The 17,338-nt window shown below is 65.8% G+C and carries 15 protein-coding genes; 5 read left to right on the top strand and 10 right to left on the bottom strand.

The genetic code is table 11. The features are described 5' to 3' along the window. Positions 1 to 243: 243 nt before the first annotated feature. Complete coding sequence (locus tag D4Q52_RS08135; protein ID WP_119856041.1) at positions 244 to 1,167, bottom strand: peptidylprolyl isomerase; 924 nt, start codon at positions 1,165 to 1,167, stop codon at positions 244 to 246. Positions 1,168 to 1,519: 352 nt separating this feature from the next. Here D4Q52_RS08135 and secA point away from each other — a divergent pair, with 352 nt between their 5' ends. Continuing rightward, positions 1,520 to 4,360 (top strand): preprotein translocase subunit SecA, encoded by a 2,841-nt coding sequence (gene secA, locus D4Q52_RS08130; protein WP_119856040.1) that lies wholly within the window; start codon positions 1,520 to 1,522, stop codon positions 4,358 to 4,360. Between the two features lie 359 nt (positions 4,361 to 4,719). Here the strand turns inward: secA and D4Q52_RS08125 are convergent, their stop codons facing one another. The 4 genes from D4Q52_RS08125 to D4Q52_RS08110 form a co-directional block, all read right to left on the bottom strand. After that, positions 4,720 to 6,138, bottom strand: a complete 1,419-nt coding sequence (locus D4Q52_RS08125; RefSeq protein ID WP_119856039.1) for a L,D-transpeptidase family protein — start codon at positions 6,136 to 6,138, stop codon at positions 4,720 to 4,722. A 356-nt stretch (positions 6,139 to 6,494) separates the two neighbouring features. Beyond that, positions 6,495 to 7,457, bottom strand: coding sequence for an acetyl-CoA carboxylase carboxyltransferase subunit alpha (locus tag D4Q52_RS08120; RefSeq protein WP_119856038.1), 963 nt, complete (start codon positions 7,455 to 7,457; stop codon positions 6,495 to 6,497). A gap of 160 nt (positions 7,458 to 7,617) precedes the next feature. Next, positions 7,618 to 8,652, bottom strand: coding sequence for a site-specific tyrosine recombinase XerD (gene xerD, locus D4Q52_RS08115; RefSeq protein WP_119856037.1), 1,035 nt, complete (start codon positions 8,650 to 8,652; stop codon positions 7,618 to 7,620). Between the two features lie 45 nt (positions 8,653 to 8,697). Continuing rightward, entirely contained in the window at positions 8,698 to 8,844 is a 147-nt protein-coding gene (locus D4Q52_RS08110; RefSeq protein WP_119856036.1) for a histidine kinase, read from the bottom strand. 159 nt (positions 8,845 to 9,003) lie between these two features. Between D4Q52_RS08110 and D4Q52_RS08105 the strand changes: the two genes are divergently transcribed. The 3 genes from D4Q52_RS08105 to D4Q52_RS08095 are packed head-to-tail and all read left to right on the top strand — an operon-like array spanning position 9,004 to position 12,170. Further along, positions 9,004 to 9,606 carry a shikimate kinase gene (locus tag D4Q52_RS08105; RefSeq protein WP_119856035.1) on the top strand — a complete coding sequence of 201 codons (603 nt, stop codon included), beginning with the start codon at positions 9,004 to 9,006 and terminating at the stop codon, positions 9,604 to 9,606. Positions 9,607 to 9,611: 5 nt separating this feature from the next. After that, entirely contained in the window at positions 9,612 to 10,757 is a 1,146-nt protein-coding gene (gene aroB, locus D4Q52_RS08100) for a 3-dehydroquinate synthase (protein WP_119856034.1), read from the top strand. A gap of 45 nt (positions 10,758 to 10,802) precedes the next feature. Beyond that, entirely contained in the window at positions 10,803 to 12,170 is a 1,368-nt protein-coding gene (locus D4Q52_RS08095) for an HlyC/CorC family transporter (RefSeq protein ID WP_119856033.1), read from the top strand. A gap of 218 nt (positions 12,171 to 12,388) precedes the next feature. On the opposite strand, the gene D4Q52_RS08090 is transcribed toward D4Q52_RS08095, so the two are convergent. The 5 genes from D4Q52_RS08090 to D4Q52_RS26210 form a co-directional block, all read right to left on the bottom strand. Then, positions 12,389 to 13,171 (bottom strand): succinate dehydrogenase iron-sulfur subunit, encoded by a 783-nt coding sequence (locus D4Q52_RS08090; protein ID WP_119856056.1) that lies wholly within the window; start codon positions 13,169 to 13,171, stop codon positions 12,389 to 12,391. A 139-nt stretch (positions 13,172 to 13,310) separates the two neighbouring features. Further along, entirely contained in the window at positions 13,311 to 15,134 is a 1,824-nt protein-coding gene (gene sdhA / locus D4Q52_RS08085; protein WP_119856032.1) for a succinate dehydrogenase flavoprotein subunit, read from the bottom strand. Positions 15,135 to 15,136: 2 nt separating this feature from the next. After that, a complete protein-coding gene (sdhD, locus tag D4Q52_RS08080) occupies positions 15,137 to 15,559 on the bottom strand; it encodes a succinate dehydrogenase, hydrophobic membrane anchor protein (protein ID WP_054164543.1) in 423 nt (140 codons plus the stop codon). After that, positions 15,556 to 15,954, bottom strand: a complete 399-nt coding sequence (gene sdhC / locus D4Q52_RS08075; protein WP_119856031.1) for a succinate dehydrogenase, cytochrome b556 subunit — start codon at positions 15,952 to 15,954, stop codon at positions 15,556 to 15,558. The genes sdhD and sdhC overlap by 4 nt, the downstream gene beginning before the upstream one ends. Before the next feature lie 59 nt (positions 15,955 to 16,013). Continuing rightward, positions 16,014 to 16,253: a hypothetical protein gene (locus D4Q52_RS26210; protein WP_147407774.1), complete on the bottom strand. Its 240-nt coding sequence runs from the start codon at positions 16,251 to 16,253 to the stop codon at positions 16,014 to 16,016. A 60-nt stretch (positions 16,254 to 16,313) separates the two neighbouring features. On the opposite strand from D4Q52_RS26210, the gene D4Q52_RS08070 reads away from it, so the two are divergent. Next, positions 16,314 to 17,321 (top strand): cation diffusion facilitator family transporter, encoded by a 1,008-nt coding sequence (locus tag D4Q52_RS08070; protein WP_119856030.1) that lies wholly within the window; start codon positions 16,314 to 16,316, stop codon positions 17,319 to 17,321. The last annotated feature ends 17 nt before the right edge of the window (positions 17,322 to 17,338 follow it).

Genomic DNA, 17,338 nt, shown 5'->3' with positions numbered 1-17,338 from the left:
CGCGTGTCCTTCAACACCCCCCCGGTGGGTGCGTTGGCGTCTCCCACTCAAAAACACCCCCCCCCCCCCCCCCGCGGCCCGCGTGGGCCCGGCGCCCCCCCTCAACCCATCCTACGAACTCTGCCCCGCACCGGGTCCGATGGGTTTCGCTTGCGCTCAACCCATCCTACGAACCAATTACTCTACAAACGACAACGGCCGGGGCGAGCCCCGGCCGTGCGGCAGACCTGAAGTCTGTGTCGCTTACTTCTTGGCGGGCGCCGGGGCCTTGGCGGCCGGGTCGGCCGGCTTTGCGGCATCGGGCTTCGCCGCATCGGCGGCCGGCTTGTCGAGGCGCTCGACCTTGGCGCTCTGGCGGAGCTGGGCGACGTAGTCGGACTGCGCCTTGCGGGTGACGTACTGCTCGATCTGCGGCTTGACCTGATCGAAGGTCGGGGCTTGGCGGTTGCGCTTTTCCTCGACCTTGATGATGTGCCAGCCGAACTGGCTCTTCACCGGGTCGGAGATCTTGCCGGGCTCGAGCGAGAAGGCGACGGCGGAAAATTCCGGCACCATCTGGTCCTTGGTGAAGAAGCCGAGATCGCCGCCGTCGGAGGCGCCCGGATCCTTGGACTTCTTCTTCGCCAGCTCGGCGAAGTCGGCGCCCTTCTTCAGCTCTTCGGCGATCGCCTTGGCTTCGTCCTCGGTCTCGACCAGGATGTGGCGGGCGCGCACTTCCTGTTCGCCGGAGATCTGCTTGGCGGCGTCGTCATAGACCTTCTTCATCGCCTCGTCGGTGGTGGCGGCCTTGCCCTCGACCGAGAGCAGATCGTCCATCAGTAGCCGGTTGCGGGCGAAGTCGAGCCGCTTCTTGAATTCCGCCGTATCCTGGATCTTCTTGTCCTCGGCCGCCTTGGCGACGATCTTCATGTCGATCAGGAAGGACAGCACGTTCTCCTTCTTGGACGCCGGATCCATCTGGGCGAGGCTCGGGCCCAGCTCTTCCTCGGCGCGGGTGACGTCGCTCTGGCGAATTTCAGCGCCGTTCACCTTGGCCAGGACCGGGTCGGCGTCCTGGGCGCGCGCCATCGGGCTCGCGAGCAGCGCGAAGGCGAGACAACCAGTCGCGGCCGCGCCGACGAGGCCGGTGCGCAGGGCCGAGAGGGCCGCGGATGACGCAGGGGTCATGGACAGAAAATCCTTGTTATGAAAGCCGGGGTGCCGGGAGCGGCGGGACAGTCACCCAATCAGGGCGCATTGGCAACGTGAAAACTCTGTCAAAATGATGAAATCCCTGAAAGGTCGGCGCGTTGACAACCCCCTACCCCAGCCATATCTGTCCGGCCACAGGCTTGGGCAGGACGGCCGTCAAAACGGCTGCTCCTGGTCTGCCGGCCCTCGGATTGCTGGTTACCATTCATTTCGCGCACGCGCCTGTATTCGGTTATCGGATCAGCGCACGAGCGTCACGGTGAGTTGATAGTGGCTCGAGCGACGGCATCACGGCTGTGAAGTCACACCGCAAGGACAGGAAGCTGGTATGATCGGCGCGCTCGCCCGCAAACTCTTCGGCTCTTCGAACGACCGTCGGGTCAAGGGTTACCAGTCGCGGGTCGCGGCGATCAATGCGCTCGAGCCCGAGATGGTGGCGCTGTCGGACGAGGCGCTGAAAGCCCGCACCGCGGAGTTTCGCGCCCAGCTCGCCGCCGGCAAGACCCTGGACGACCTCTTGGTCCCCGCCTTCGCGACCGTGCGCGAGGCCGCCAAGCGCACCCTCGGCCAGCGCCATTTCGATGTTCAGCTGATCGGCGGCATGGTGCTGCACGAGGGCGACATTGCCGAGATGAAGACCGGCGAAGGCAAGACGCTGGTCGCCACCCTCGCGGTCTATCTCAACGCGCTGCCCGGCAAGGGCGTCCACGTCGTTACCGTCAACGACTACCTGGCCTCCCGCGACTCCGGCTGGATGGGGCAGATCTACGGCTTCCTCGGCATGACCACCGGCGTGATCGTGCACGGCCTCGACGACGCCCAGCGCCAGGCCGCCTATGCCTGCGACATCACTTACGGCACCAACAACGAATACGGCTTCGACTATCTGCGCGACAACATGAAGTACCGGCTGGAGGACATGGTCCAGCGCGGACATCATTTCGCGATCGTCGACGAAGTCGACTCGATCCTGATCGACGAAGCCCGCACCCCGCTGATCATCTCCGGTCCGCTCGACGATCGCTCTGAATTCTACAACACCATCGACACCTTCATCCCGCGGCTCGACAAGTCGGACTACGACATCGACGAGAAGCAGCGCACCGTGACGCTGACCGAAGCCGGCATGGAGAAGATCGAAACCCTGCTGAAGGACGCCGGCCAGCTGCGCGGCGAGTCGCTGTACGACGTCGAGAACGTCTCGATCGTACATCACATCAATCAGGCGCTGCGCGCCCACACGCTGTTCCAGCGCGACAAGGACTACATCGTCCGCAACGACGAGGTGGTGATCATCGACGAATTCACCGGCCGCATGATGCAGGGCCGGCGCTATTCGGAAGGCCTGCACCAGGCGCTGGAAGCCAAGGAACACGTCACCGTCCAGCCGGAAAACCAGACGCTGGCGTCGATCACCTTCCAGAACTATTTCCGGATGTACGACAAGCTCGCCGGCATGACCGGCACCGCGGCGACAGAAGCCGACGAGTTCTACGACATCTACAAGCTCGAAGTGGTCGAGATCCCGACCAACCTGCCGATCTCGCGTCTCGACGAAGACGACGAGGTGTATCGCACGCAGGGCGAGAAGTACGCCGCGATTCTGGCCGAGGTCGAGCGCGCCAATCAGCGGATGCAGCCGGTGCTGGTCGGCACCGCCTCGATCGAGAAGTCCGAGGTGCTGGCCGATCTGCTCTTGAAGAACGGCTACAAGCAGATCGACTTCGGCGACCCGAAGGGCCTCGACAAGCTCTATGCCGCCGCCCGCGCCGGCAAGCCGGCCAAGCTGTTCGCCGTGCTGAACGCTCGCTTCCACGAGCAGGAAGCCTACATCGTCGCCGAAGCCGGCGTGCCGGGCGCCATCACCATCGCCACCAACATGGCCGGCCGCGGCACCGACATCAAACTCGGCGGCTCGCTGGAAATGCGCATCCCGCAAGAAACCGCGGGCATCACTGACGAAGCCGAGAAGGCCGCCAAGATCGAGCAGATCAAGGCCGACATCGAGCGCTTCCGCGAGCTGGTGCTGAACGCCGAGGACGAGATCGAAATCGAGCCCGCCAAGGGCAGCAAGCCGGCCAAGACCGCCAAGCGCCCCGGCGGCCTGTACATCATCGGCTCCGAGCGCCACGAGAGCCGCCGCATCGACAATCAGCTGCGCGGCCGCTCCGGCCGTCAGGGCGACCCCGGCCGCTCCAAGTTCTTCCTGTCGCTCGAAGACGATTTGATGCGGATCTTCGGCTCGGGCAAGCTCGACACCATGCTGACGCGCCTCGGCCTCAAGGAAGGTGAAGCGATCATCCATCCGTGGATCAACAAGGCCCTGGAAAAGGCCCAGCAGAAGGTCGAGGCGCGCAACTTCGACATCCGCAAGAATCTATTGAAGTTCGACGACGTTCAGAACGACCAGCGCAAGGTGATCTTCGACCAGCGCATCGAGCTGATGAATGAAGACAGCGTGGTCGAAACCGTCACCGACATGCGCCACACCTTCATCGAGGACCTTGTCGCCAAGCACGTGCCCGAGCACGCTTATGCCGAACAGTGGGACGTGGCCGGCCTGAAGGAAGAACTCAATCGCGTCGTCGGTCTCGACATTCCGGTCGACGAATGGGCCAAGGAAGAAGGCATCGCCGACGAGGAGCTGATCTCGCGACTGGAGAAGGTGTTCGACGAACACATGGCCGCCAAGGTCGGGCAGTGGGGGCCCGACGTGATGCGCTATGCCGAGAAGAGCATCCTGCTGCAGACGTTGGATCATCTGTGGCGCGAGCATCTGGTGATGCTCGACCATCTGCGCCAGGTGATCGGCCTGCGCGGCTACGGCCAGCGCGATCCGCTGCAGGAGTACAAGTCCGAAGCCTTCAATCTCTTCCAGGAGATGAGCGCGCATCTGCGCGAAGCGGTGACGGCGCAGCTGATGCGCGTCGAGATCATCCCGCCGGAGCAGCCGCAGGAGCTGCCGCCGATGGAAGTGCACAAGGCCAACCCCGACACCGGCGAAGACGAGATGGCCTTCGCCAACGTCTCGCTGGCGCCGGCCCAGGTCGTCGACAAGACCGACCGCGATCCGAACCGCCCCGAAACCTGGGGCAAAGTCGGCCGCAACGAGGATTGCCCCTGCGGCAGCGGTAAGAAGTACAAACACTGCCACGGGCGGTACGCGTAAGCGCTCCGCGCCGCAGCGTTAGCTGGCTGCGTCAACGTTCCGGGCAGGTTCAACGTTCAAGTAAATCGCACTGCCCGGGCGCGTCCCGGGCAGTGTCGTTTTCAGCCGTGTGCGTTGAACTACGCGCCAGCGCGGCGCGCCGGTTGATTTGCGCGAAAGCCGGACGTCGAGTCGCTCTCGCCCCACACTCCGTCATTCCGGGGCGCGCGCAGCGCGAACCCGGAATCCCGAAAAGTTCTGCGACTCTTGTCATTTGCCACAACTGCTGGATTCCGGGTTCGCCCGCGAAGAGCGCGCGCCCCGGAATGACCGAGAGGGCGGAGGAGCGATCGAAAAGTCGGTGTCGCTCTAAGCCCGCCTCAGCGGAACGCCGAGAACCGCCCGTCGAAATTGTTCGAGGACACCACCGGCGCGGCGCCGGAGAGGGTGGCGGCCGGGCGGGCGGGCGTCGAGGAGGTGGTGTCGGTATCGACCCCGGGCTTCAGCGCCGGCTTCGCGGACGCGGTCGGGCGCGGCTCGTTAGCCGTCCGCACGGCGGCTTGGGGCCGCGGCGGCTCGGTGTGGCGCGCGGCCGGCGGCGGCGACGCGGCAGCCTTGTGGTTTGAGGCAGCGTGGTTCGACGCGGCCAGCAGCCCGCCGATATCGTCCTTCGACGCCGAAGCGACGCGCGGGCTGGCCGGCGCCGGGGCCGTCGCAACCGCAGTCGGCTCTGCGGCGCGCAGCAGATTGTCGGATGGGCGCGGCGGATTGACGTGCGGCGGGATGGTGCCGGGCGCGCGCTCCATCGCCAGCGTCGGGTTGTCGATGGACTCGGACAGACCCGTCGATCCTTCGGGAATCTTGGAGGCGAAGATCTGGTTCATGCCGCCGTCGATGCCGGTGCGCAGGCGCGCCACCGGAGTGCCCTTGGCGACGAGATCGGCGACCTGGATCTGGTCCTTCTGATCCTTCTGGCGGACCGCGTCGGCGATCTGCGCCGGCACCGTATAGGCCGGGCACTTGGCGGAGGCGTTGAACTGCATCGGCCGGCCGGCGTTGGGCAGCGGCACGGCGTCGAACACGTATTTCTGTTCGCAGAAGTCGACCTTCGGCTCCTGCTTGGTCACTTCGAAATGGTCGTTGCCTTCCTTCAGCATCTTCCAGAACGGCATGTTCGGGTTGTTGCGATGCTTGGCGAAATTGGCGGCCGTCATCTTGAACGGATAGGCCTGCAGCTGGAACGCGCGCTGGCCGCCGAAGAACGACTCGCGGCCGAGCGCGTAGATCTCGGCGATCTGCTCGTCGGTCATCGCGTAGCAGCCCCGCGACGAACAATCGCCGTGCACCATCAGCTGCGAGCCGGTGCGGCCGAGCGATTTGTCGAAGGCGTTCGGATAGCCGGTATTGAACGACAGATAATACGACGACTGCGGATTCATCTGCGCCGGCGAGATCGAGTAGAAGCCCTCAGGCGCCTGGCGGTCGCCTTCCTTAATCTTCGGGCCGAGGTCGCCCGACCAGCGGCAGATCGGATAGGTCTTAAGCAGCTGGAACACGCCGCTGCGGTCCTGCTTCCAGACTTCGAGCTCGGCTTCCTGCTTGAACAGCCGCACAAGCATCGGCGACTGCAGGTCCATGTTCTTGTCCTGCATCGCGGCCACCAGCTTGGGCGGCACCGGCTGGTTGGCCTTGGCGTTGCCGGCGAGCGACATCTGGTCGCCGTTGCAGCCGGCCAGCACCACGCTCGTCGCGATCGCGGCCGAAGCCAGCAGCGCGCGCAGCAGCGGAGTTCTCGTCACAGCCAAGCTCCCCGGACGATCATCAAGCCGCACCCCATCGACGCAAAGACGGTGAGCAGCTCGGTCGTCGCTCTGACGCGATCGCAGCGGCCGATTTGGCCCGCATTTGATCGTGTGCATTTACCAAGATGCGCAGGAGAGTGTGCCGAAAGGCCGGCGCATCCTGCACGGTTGAAAGATTATCCTTAAGCCCCCGGGGTCGCAAGCCGATCGGCCTGCGGCGCCCAAAGCCCCTCCGACATGGTCAAGGAACATTGAACAGAGGCGGCGCGGCGAAACTGCGGCCGAGCGGGTCGGCCCGAACGCGGCCGGCCAGGATGGTTAACGAATTTTGCTGCGGCGGGGCGGGCGGGAGATCAGGCCAGCTTGCGGCCGATTTCGAGGAATTTCTGCCGGCGGCGGTTGCGGATCGTCGCCGCGTCGAGGCCATTCAGCTCGGCGAAGGCCGCCGCGATGGCGTCGCCGGTGGTGGTGATCATGGCGGCTGAATCGCGGTGCGCGCCGCCTTTGGGCTCGGCCAGGATCTGGTCGATCACGCCGAACTTCAGCAGGTCCTGGGCGGTGATCTTCATCGAGTTGGCGGCTTCCTGCGCCTTGGTGCCGTCGCGCCACAGGATCGAGGAGGCCGCTTCGGGCGAGATCACGCTGTAGATCGCGTGTTCGAGCATCAGCACCTTGTTGGCGGTGGCGATCGCGATCGCGCCGCCGGAGCCGCCCTCGCCGATCACCACGGCGACGTTGGGCACGCCGAGCTGCAGGCAGGCATCGGTCGAGCGCGCGATCGCCTCGGCCTGGCCGCGCTCCTCGGCACCGATGCCGGGGTAGGCGCCAGCGGTGTCGACCAGCGACAGCACCGGAATGCCGAAGCGGTCGGCCATTTCCATCAGTCGGACAGCCTTGCGATAGCCCTCGGGCCGGGCCATGCCGAAATTGTGCTTCAGCCGGGTCTCGGTCGAGGAGCCCTTCTCCTGGCCGAGCACGCAGATGCTTTCGCCGCGGAAGCGGCCGAAGCCGCCGATCAGCGCTTCGTCCTCGCCGAACTTGCGGTCACCCGCCAGCGGCGTGAATTCGGTGATCAAGGCGTTGATGTAGTCGACGCAATGCGGCCGCTGCGGATGCCGCGCCACCTGGGTCTTCTGCCACGGCGTCAGCGACGCATAAAGCTCGCCCAGCGCTTGCGCGGCCTTCTCTTCGATCTTGGCGACTTCCTCGTGGATGTCGCTGCCGGACGCCGCCAGCGTGCGCAATTCGTCGATCTTGGAATCGAGTTCCGCGACCGGCTTTTCGAAGTCGAGATAGCTGCGCATGGGCTCGGGCATGATCGGAGACACGGGGAGGTTGCGAGGACCGGACAACGGCCGGGCCCCGGCTTTTCGAACCTACGGCCCGGCAAGTCAAGCGGCTGGGCCCGTCGGGCGCTTAGGCAAAAGAACCAAGCGACTGCGGTCCGCGGCTATCGCGGTGACGCACGGCCACCGCCTATTGCCCCTCGCTCAGCGGGTGCAGGTCGCGCACCAGGCTCTTCAGCCGGTCTTCGACGACGTGGGTGTAGATCTGGGTGGTCGAGATGTCGCTATGGCCCAACAGGGTCTGGACGATGCGCAGGTCGGCGCCGTTGTGCAGCAGGTGGCTGGCGAAGGCATGGCGCAGCACGTGCGGGCTGACCAGCCGCGGCGACAGCCCGGCGCGCGCCGTCAGCTCCTTGAGATCGCGGGCGAAATGTTGCCGGGTCAGGTGCCCGCTCTCGCCGAACGATGGAAACAGCCATTTCGAGGCTGGGGCCTGCTTGCCGCCCTTCGCGGCAGCCTTCGCAGTCGCATCGCTCGCCGCCAGATACGACGCCATCGCCTGTTTGGAGGTGGCGTTGAGCGGCACCAGCCGCTCCTTGTCGCCCTTGCCGCGGACCACGATCATGCGGGCATCGCGGCGCGCCGCCGAGACCGGCAACGACACCAGTTCGGAGACGCGCAGCCCGGTCGCGTACAACACTTCCAAGAGACAATACAGCCGCAGCGCCCGCAGCCGCGCCGGCCCCTCGGCCGCCTCGGCCTCCTGCCGGGCGCACTCCAGCAGCCGGTCGACGTCAGCGATCGACAGCACCTTGGGCAGGCCGCGGCCGCGCTTCGGGCCGGACAGAATCGCGGCCGGGTCGTCGGCGCGGATCCGTTCGCTGAGCAGGAACCGGAACAGATGCCGCAGCGAAGACAGCCGCCGCGCCACGCTGGTGGTGGCGAAGCCGCGCTTGTCGAGATCGGACAGATAGCCGCGCAGCGCCTCGGTGTCGGCGGAGGCGAGGCTGTGGCGGCGCCGCGCCAGATAGGCCGACAGGTCCGCGAGGTCGCGCCGATAGGCGTCGATGGTGTTGGCCGAGGCGCCCTGTTCGGCGGCGATCATGTCGAGAAACAGCTCGCTCAGCCCGGCGTCCGAATAGGAAGCGGGCCGCAGCGGCGCGGCTTCGCCGCGTTCGGCCGCCGTGGTCGGGGGCGCGCTGGATTGGGTTCGCGGTCGTCGCATCGTTCGAGCCTCGGTTACGGCATCGCTCGACCTCAGGCTTACGCGCTATTTCTTGAGAAACTTATCCGGCTGCACCACCACCGTCATTTCCCGCTCTTTCGGGCTGACGAAATTGGCCAGCGCGAAGATCGCTCCGTAGATGATGCCCCCGATCACCGCGACGACCGACAGGAAACGGAACAGGGTAGGCATTTGGGCGAGTCTCGACGGCCTGGACTGCGGGGGCACAGATCCGGGACGATGACCATGTTCGCCCGAGGGTGGCAAGAGACTCTGGCAGGCACCGCAACCGCAGTAGTATAGCTGGCCGGTCCGGGCCGACGCCCGCCAAGGATCATGAGTACCGCGCCAATGTCCGAAACCGCACCGACGGCGACTGCCGCCAGGTCCCAGCAGGAAGCCGAGGTCGTGACGGCGCTGGGCCAGCGTGCGGTCGTGCTGGTCGGCATGATGGGCGCCGGCAAGTCGACCGTCGGCCGCCGACTGGCGCTGCGGCTCGGGCTGCCGTTCCTCGACGCCGACACCGAGATCGAGAACGCGGCGGCAATGACCATCCCGGAAATCTTTGAAACCCACGGCGAGCCGCATTTCCGCGACGGCGAAGCGCGGGTGATCGCGCGGCTGCTGGAGGGCGGCGCCAAGGTGCTGGCGACCGGCGGCGGCGCCTTCATGCGCGCCGAGACCCGCGACCGCATCCGCGACAAGGCGGTGTCGATGTGGCTGGAGGCCGATGCCGACGTCATCCTGCGCCGGGTCAAGCGCCGCGCCGACCGGCCGCTGCTGAAGACGGCCGATCCGGCCGGCACCATCGCCCGGCTGATCGAGGAACGCCACCCGGTGTATCGCGCCGCCGACATCACTATCGCGTCACGCGATGTTCCGCATGAAAAGATCGTCGACGAATGCGTCGCCGCGCTGCACGACTATTTGTGCGGCTCCGTCCAACTGAAGTGAGATCCATGACCGCGCCGCTGAACCATTCCGCCCCGATCACCGTCGACGTCGCGCTCGGCGACCGCGCCTATGACATTGTGATCGGCCGCAACGTGCTGGGCTCGCTCGGCGAGCGAATCGCCAGGCTGCGCCCGGGCGCCCGCACCGCGATCGTCACCGATCACACCGTCGCGAACAACTGGCTGAAGCAGGCCGAGGCGGTGCTCGACCAAGCCGGCATCGCCCACACCAGCATCGTGGTCGGCGAGGGCGAAAGCTCCAAGACCTATGCGGGTTTGCAGCAGGTCAGCGAGGCGCTGATCGCCGCCAAAATCGAGCGCAGCGATCTGGTCATCGCGCTCGGCGGCGGCGTAGTCGGCGATCTCGCGGGCTTTGCGGCGGCGATCCTGCGCCGCGGCGTCGACTTCGTGCAGGTGCCGACCTCGCTGCTGGCGCAGGTCGATTCGTCCGTGGGCGGCAAGACCGGCATCAACTCGCCGCAGGGCAAGAATTTGCTCGGCGCGTTTCATCAGCCCGTCTTGGTAATCGCCGACACCGCGGTGCTCGACACGCTGTCGCCGCGGCAGTTCCGCGCCGGCTACGCGGAAGTCGCCAAATATGGCGCGCTCGGCGACGAGGCATTCTTCGCCTGGCTGGAAGCCAACCACGCCGACATCTTCAGCGGCGGCGCCGCGCGCGAGCACGCCATCGCCACTTCGTGCCGCGCCAAGGCCGGTATCGTGGCGCGCGACGAGCGCGAGAACGGCGAGCGCGCGCTGCTCAATCTGGGCCACACCTTCGGCCACGCGCTGGAAGCCGCGACCGGCTTCTCCGACAGGCTGTTCCACGGCGAGGGCGTCGCGATCGGCATGGTGCTGGCGGCGCAGTTCTCGGCCGCGCGCGGCATGATGCCGGAGGCCGACGCGGTGCGGCTGGAAAAGCATCTCGCCGAGGTCGGCCTGCCGACCCGGTTGCAGGACATCGCCGGCTTCGCGCAGGAAGGCCTCGCCGATGCCGACGCGCTGATGACGCTGATGACCCAGGACAAGAAGGTCAAACGCGGCAAGCTCACCTTCATTTTGATGGAGGGCATCGGCCGCGCGGTGATCGCCAACGACGTCGATCCGGCGCCGGTGCGAGACTTTCTGCACGGCAAGCTCGCGCAGGTGTAAAGGTCGGCGGCGCGAACCGTTTGCACGCGCCAACCCAAGAGCCCGATGAGCCCGATCCTCTCCAACGTCCTGATCGCAGTTCTGCTGCTGATCGCCAACGCGTTCTATGTGGCGGCCGAGTTTGCGCTGGTGCGCAGCCGCGGCTTTCGCGTCAAAGCGATGGCCGAGAAGCGGCAGTTCGGCGCACGGCTGCTGCAGCAGATCCTCGACAACGTCGAAGCGTACCTCGCCTGCTGCCAGCTCGGCATCACCATGGCGTCGCTCGGCCTCGGCTGGGTCGGCGAGCCGACCGTCGCGGCGCTGCTGGCGCCGCTGCTCGAGCCACTCGGCATTTCGGAATCGGCGCAGCATCTGATCGCGTTTCTCGGCGGCTTCCTGTTCTTCTCGTCGCTGCATATCGTGGTCGGCGAGCAGGTGCCGAAGACGCTGGCGATCCGCCAGCCGGAGCCGGTGTCGCAGTGGATCGCCTACCCGCTGCACATCTCCTACATCCTGCTGTATCCGCTCAACTGGCTGCTCAATCAGGCCTCGCGCGGCATCCTGCGGGCGATGGGCGTCGAGGAGAATTCCGAGCACGAGATCCTCACCGACGTCGAGATCGAGGGGCTTGTCGGGCAGTCCGCCGAGCACGGCAAGATCGAGAGCGGCGAGGCGGAGTACATCCAGAACGTATTCCGGTTCGGTGAGCTGGTGGTGTCGGACGTGATGGTCCACCGCACCTCGATGGTGACCATCAATGCCGACCTGCCGACCGAGCAGCTGGTCAAGGAAGTACTTGCCACCGAGTACACCCGCGTGCCGCTGTGGCGCGACAAATCAGAGAACATCGTCGGCGTGCTGCACGCCAAGGATCTGCTGCGCGCGCTGCGCGAGGCGGACGGCGACGCCTCGAAGATCGACATCGGCAAGATCGCGTTGTCGCCGTGGTTCGTGCCAGAACTGCGGCTGGTGTCGGAGCAGCTCAAGGCGTTCCGCGCCCGCAAGACTCACTTCGCCCTGGTGGTCGACGAATACGGCGAAGTTGAAGGCATGGTGACGCTCGAGGACATCCTCGAGGAGATCGTCGGCGATATTTCGGACGAGCACGACGTTGTCGTTGCCGGCGTCCGCGCCCAGGCCGACGGCTCGGTGGTGGTCGACGGTTCGGTGCCGATCCGCGACCTCAACCGCGCGATGGATTGGGAACTGCCCGACGACGAGGCCACCACCATCGCCGGCCTGGTGATCCACGAGGCGCGCTCGATCCCGGTGCGCGGCCAGAGCTTCACCTTCCACGGCTTCCGCTTCCGCGTCCTGCGCCGCGAACGCAACCGCATCACCGCGCTGCGCATCGTCCCGGTCGGGCAGGAAACCAAGGCCGAATTGCTCGACAAGAAGAGAAACCGGCGCGCCGCTCGGGCTGGTACGGGTTGAACATCGTCCGAAAACTCAGCCGATGAGTTTTGCCGCTGTTTTCTCCCCGTCATGCCCGCGCTTGTCGCGGGCATCCACGCCTTGCTGACGGAGACGCCGGAAAGGCTTGGATGGCCGGGACAAGCCCGGCCATGACGAGAGGTTTTTGTTCGCGGCCGACCTGAAACGCAATCGGCCGGGCGTGAGCCCGGCCGATTGGGTTCCAATAACTACGCGGCTCAGATCTGGCGCTCGACCAGTTTGAGCTTGAGGTTGGCGATCGCTTCCGACGGGTTGAGGCCCTTCGGGCAGACCTTGGCGCAGTTCATGATGGTGTGGCAGCGATAGATCCGGAACGGATCCTCGAGATTGTCGAGGCGCTCGCCGGTGGCCTCATCGCGGCTGTCTTCGACCCAGCGGGTCGCCTGCAGCAGCGCGGCCGGGCCGAGGAAGCGGTCGGAATTCCACCAATAGCTCGGGCACGAGGTCGAGCAGCAGGCGCACAGGATGCACTCGTACAGGCCGTCGAGCTTCTCGCGGTCCTCGTGGCTCTGCCGCCATTCCTTCTGCGGCGTCGGCGTCACGGTCTGCAGCCAGGGCTGGATCGAGGCGTACTGTGCGTAGAAATTGGTGAGGTCGGGGACCAGGTCCTTGACCACCGGCTGGTGCGGCAGCGGGTTGATCTTCACGGCGCCGTCGCGGACGTCGTCCATCGCCTTGGTGCAGGCCAGCGTGTTCTCGCCGTCGATGTTCATCGCACAGGAGCCGCAGACGCCTTCGCGGCAGGAGCGGCGGAAGGTCAGCGTCGGATCGATGTTGTTCTTGATCCAGATCAGGCCGTCCAGAACCATCGGGCCGCAATCGTGCTTGTCGACATAGTAGGTGTCGACGCTCGGGTTCTTGCCGTCGTCGGGATTCCAGCGATAGACGCGGAATTCGCGAACGTCCGTCGCGCCTTCCGGCTTCGGCCATTCCTTGCCGCCGACAATCTTCGAATTCTTCGGAAGTGCGAATTCAACCATCTCGTTGCCTTTCGTCATTCCGGGGCGCGCGCAGCGCGAACCCGGAATCTCAGTCCGTCGTAACCGCTCGGGATTCCGGGTTCGTGCGCGGTCCGCGCACGCCCCGGAATGACGGGGCGTGGTTCGGTTCGTTCTCGCCTTAGTACACCCGCGGCTTCGGCGGGATGTACTGGACGTCGTTGGTCATCGTGTAGTCGTGCACCGGGCGATAATCGATCGTGGTGCCGCCGTTGCCGCCGATCCAGGCCAGCGTGTGCTTCATCCAGTTCGCGTCGTCGCGATCCGGGAAGTCCTCGCGCGCATGGGCGCCGCGGCTTTCGGTGCGGTTGGCGGCGGAATTCATCGTCACCACCGCCTGCACGATCAGATTGTCGAATTCCAGCGTCTCGACCAGATCCGAATTCCAGGTCAGCGAGCGATCGGACACGCCGATATCGCCGATGCCGCCGTGGACGTTCTGGATCAGCTGCTTGCCTTCGGCCAGCACTTCGCCGGTGCGGAACACCGCGCAGTTGTTCTGCATCACGTGCTGCATCCGCTCGCGCAGCTTCGCAGTCGGGGTGCCGCCCTTGGCGTAGCGATATTTGTCGAGACGGCCGAGCGACATGTCGGCCGAATCCGCCGGCAGCTCTGGCTGCTTGCCGTTCGGCGTCAGCTTCTCGGCGCAGCGCAACGCCGCGGCGCGGCCAAACACCACGAGGTCGATCAGCGAGTTGGAGCCGAGGCGGTTGGCGCCGTGCACCGACACGCAGGCGGCTTCGCCGATCGCCATCAGGCCCGGCACCACCGCGTTGTCGTCGCCGTCCTTCTTGGTGACGACCTCGCCGTGGAAGTTGGTCGGGATGCCGCCCATGTTGTAGTGCACGGTCGGCAGGATCGGGATCGGCTCACGGGTGACGTCGACGCCGGCGAAGATCCGGGCCGATTCCGAGATGCCCGGCAGACGCTCGGCCAGCACTTCCGGCGCCAGATGGTCGAGGTGCAGGAAGATGTGGTCCTTCTTCTTGCCGACGCCGCGGCCTTCCCGCATCTCGATCGTCATCGCGCGCGAGACGACGTCGCGCGAGGCGAGATCCTTGGCGGACGGCGCGTAGCGCTCCATGAAGCGCTCGCCTTCGGAGTTGACGAGGTAACCGCCTTCGCCGCGCGCACCCTCGGTGACGAGGCAGCCCGAGCCGTAGATGCCGGTCGGGTGGAACTGCACGAACTCCATGTCCTGAAGCGGCAGGCCGGCGCGCAGCGCCATCGCGCCGCCGTCACCGGTGCAGGTGTGCGCCGAGGTGCAGGAGGCGTAGGCGCGGCCGTAGCCGCCGGTGGCGAGGATCGTGGTCTGCGCCTTGAAGCGGTGGATGGTGCCGTCGTCGAGCTTGAGCGCGACCACGCCGCGGCAGACGCCCTGGTCGTCCATGATCAGGTCGATGGCGAAGAACTCGATGTAGAATTCGGCCGAGTGGCGCAGCGCCTGGCCGTACATGGTGTGCAGCATGGCGTGGCCGGTGCGGTCGGCGGCCGCGCAGGTGCGCTGCGCCTGGCCCTTGCCGTAATCCATCGTCATGCCGCCGAACGGCCGCTGATAGATCTTGCCTTCTTCGGTGCGCGAGAACGGCACACCCCAGTGCTCGAGTTCGTAGACGGCGTCGGGCGCGTTGCGCACCATGTATTCGATCGAGTCCTGATCGCCGAGCCAGTCCGACCCCTTCACGGTGTCGTACATGTGCCAGCGCCAGTCGTCCTTGTGCATGTTGCCGAGCGAGGCCGAGATGCCGCCCTGCGCCGCCACGGTGTGCGAGCGGGTCGGAAACACCTTGGTGATGCAGGCGGTGCGCAGTCCGGCTTCGCTGCAGCCGACCACGGCGCGCAGGCCGGCGCCGCCAGCGCCCACCACGACGACGTCATAGACGTGGTCTTCGATCGGATAGGCGGTTCCGCCCGCGGCAGGTGCGCCGTTGAGGTTGGCCGCCATGCTTACACTCCGGATGCGAGTTTGAAGATCGCGAAGATCGCGGCGAGCGCCACGGCGATCGAGAAGAAGTTGTTGGCCATCACCGTGACGAGCTTGAGCTTCTCGTTCTGGATGTAGTCTTCGATCACCACCTGCATGCCGATCTTCATGTGGATCGCCGAGGCGATGATGAACAGGATCATCACCAGCGAGATCAACGGCGAGCCGAGGATCTGGGCGGCGCCGGCCTGGTTGCGGCCGAGCAGCATCATGATCACCACGATCACCGGCAGGATCAGCAACGTCATGGCGACGCCGGTGATGCGCTGGCGCCAGAAGTCGCCGGTGCCGGAGCCGGCCGGGCCGAACTTGCGCACTTTGCCCATCGGGGTGCGCATGGTGGATTCGTTGCGACGGGCGGTGCCGTGAGATTCCTGAACGCTCATCGGGCGGCTCCCATCGAGAATGCGATTACCCAGAGCAGCACGGTCAGCACGATGCCGCCGATCAGCGCCGCCCAGGTCAGCCATTCGCGGTCGGCCGTCTTGAAGCCGTAGCCCAGATCCCAGACGAAATGCCGGACGCCGCTGAGCAGGTGATGCATCAGCGCCCAAGTGTAGCCGAACAGGATCAGCCGGCCGATCCAGCTACCGGTGAAGGCCTGGATATTGGCGTAAGCGGCAGGCCCGGCGGCGCAGGCAATCAGCCACCACGCCAGCAACAGGGTTCCGGAATACAGCGCAATGCCGGTGGCGCGATGGACGATGGACATCGTCATCGTCAGACTCCAACGGTACGTCTGCATATGCGGCGAAAGCGGTCGGTCGATCCTGGAGGTCATCGGCTGCTATGGGTTGGCGGCGAGCGAACAGGGCCCGGGCGGGGCTCGCGAGAGTGCCCCTATTTACGAAGGTCGTTCAGCAAGCGCAACGGCGAAATGACATCTTCGGAATTGCAGTTCATGGTTTGAAGAGGTCGGCGCGCCAATGAGATTGCGATTTTCAGAGGTTCATTCCATTCACCGGAAATGAAGCTCGATTCAGCGTCTGTGTGTTCTCGAGGTTCAGCTGGCATGAGTGAACCATCGGTTTCGAGCCGCTCTAAGCCCAGAGCGGTCGCTTTTCGCAACGCTGGGTCCATGCGATGGTTCATAACAGCGCGGCGGCATTGCCCGCAGCTTGCATCGCGTAAGGCCCTCCGATGTCGCACACCCCCGACTGCACGATCGACCACGGCGATCACCACCATGCCGATCAGGCTCGCGAAAGTCATCAGCATGGCAGGGCCGACCTGCAGGCGCATCATCACGGAGCCGGAGCCCACGACCATACACCGACCGATTTCGGCCGGGCCTTCGCGATCGGGATTGCGCTGAATACTGCCTTCGTCATCGCCGAGGCGGTGTTCGGCTGGCTCGGCAACTCGATGGCGCTGATCGCCGACGCCGGCCACAACCTTTCGGACGTGCTTGGCCTCGCCGTGGCCTGGGTGGCCGCGGAACTGTCGAAACGACCGCCCTCGGCGCGCTTCACCTATGGGCTGCGCGGCTCGTCGATTCTGGCGGCGCTGTTCAACGCGGTCTTTCTGCTGCTCGCCGTCGGCGCCATTGGCTGGGAAGCGGTTGTCCGGCTGTTCAATCCGGAGCCGGTCGCCAGCGGCACCATGATCGCGGTGGCCGGCATCGGCATCGTCATCAACGCCGTCACGGCCTGGCTGTTCTTTGCTGGGCGCCACGACGACCTCAACATCCGCGGCGCCTATCTGCACATGGTCGCCGATGCAGCGGTTTCGGCCGCCGTTGTCGTCGCGGGTGTCGTTATCCTGTTCACCGGCTGGACCTGGACCGACCCGGCCGTCAGCCTGCTGGTCGCCGGAGTCATCGTCTGGGGCACCTGGGGCCTGCTGCGGGATTCCACCGCGATGTCGCTGAACGCCGTACCGCGCGGCATCGATCCGGCTGCAGTGCGGGCGTTCCTGGCAGGACTGCCCGGCGTCACCCAGGTGCACGACCTGCACATCTGGCCGATGTCCACCACCGAGGTGGCGCTGACCTGCCACCTGCTGATCCCCTCCGGCGCCCCCGGCGACGCCTTTCTGATCCACCTGGCCCACGAACTCGAGCACGACTTCGGCATCGCGCATATGACAGTGCAGATCGAGACCGATCCGAACACGCCCTGCGCACTGGCGCCGGAGCATGTGGTGTAGGTGAGGCGCCTCTGCTC

This window comes from Rhodopseudomonas palustris, from assembly GCF_003591005.1.
Lineage (GTDB): Bacteria > Pseudomonadota > Alphaproteobacteria > Rhizobiales > Xanthobacteraceae > Rhodopseudomonas > Rhodopseudomonas palustris_K.
The sequence above is the reverse complement of the archived record's forward strand: the minus strand, read 5'-3'. Positions and strand labels throughout refer to the sequence as shown.

Excerpts from the sequence above, each read along its gene's own strand:
- D4Q52_RS08135 (WP_119856041.1), bottom strand. The coding sequence starts at position 1,167 with ATGACCCCTGCGTCATCCGCGGCCCTCTCGGCCCTGCGCACCGGCCTC.
- secA (WP_119856040.1), top strand. The coding sequence starts at position 1,520 with ATGATCGGCGCGCTCGCCCGCAAACTCTTCGGCTCTTCGAACGACCGT.
- D4Q52_RS08120 (WP_119856038.1), bottom strand. The coding sequence starts at position 7,457 with ATGCCCGAGCCCATGCGCAGCTATCTCGACTTCGAAAAGCCGGTCGCG.
- xerD (WP_119856037.1), bottom strand. The coding sequence starts at position 8,652 with ATGCGACGACCGCGAACCCAATCCAGCGCGCCCCCGACCACGGCGGCC.
- D4Q52_RS08110 (WP_119856036.1), bottom strand. The coding sequence starts at position 8,844 with ATGCCTACCCTGTTCCGTTTCCTGTCGGTCGTCGCGGTGATCGGGGGC.
- D4Q52_RS08105 (WP_119856035.1), top strand. The coding sequence starts at position 9,004 with ATGTCCGAAACCGCACCGACGGCGACTGCCGCCAGGTCCCAGCAGGAA.
- aroB (WP_119856034.1), top strand. The coding sequence starts at position 9,612 with ATGACCGCGCCGCTGAACCATTCCGCCCCGATCACCGTCGACGTCGCG.
- D4Q52_RS08095 (WP_119856033.1), top strand. The coding sequence starts at position 10,803 with ATGAGCCCGATCCTCTCCAACGTCCTGATCGCAGTTCTGCTGCTGATC.
- D4Q52_RS08090 (WP_119856056.1), bottom strand. The coding sequence starts at position 13,171 with ATGGTTGAATTCGCACTTCCGAAGAATTCGAAGATTGTCGGCGGCAAG.
- sdhA (WP_119856032.1), bottom strand. The coding sequence starts at position 15,134 with ATGGCGGCCAACCTCAACGGCGCACCTGCCGCGGGCGGAACCGCCTAT.
- sdhD (WP_054164543.1), bottom strand. The coding sequence starts at position 15,559 with ATGAGCGTTCAGGAATCTCACGGCACCGCCCGTCGCAACGAATCCACC.
- sdhC (WP_119856031.1), bottom strand. The coding sequence starts at position 15,954 with ATGACCTCCAGGATCGACCGACCGCTTTCGCCGCATATGCAGACGTAC.
- D4Q52_RS26210 (WP_147407774.1), bottom strand. The coding sequence starts at position 16,253 with ATGGACCCAGCGTTGCGAAAAGCGACCGCTCTGGGCTTAGAGCGGCTC.
- D4Q52_RS08070 (WP_119856030.1), top strand. The coding sequence starts at position 16,314 with ATGTCGCACACCCCCGACTGCACGATCGACCACGGCGATCACCACCAT.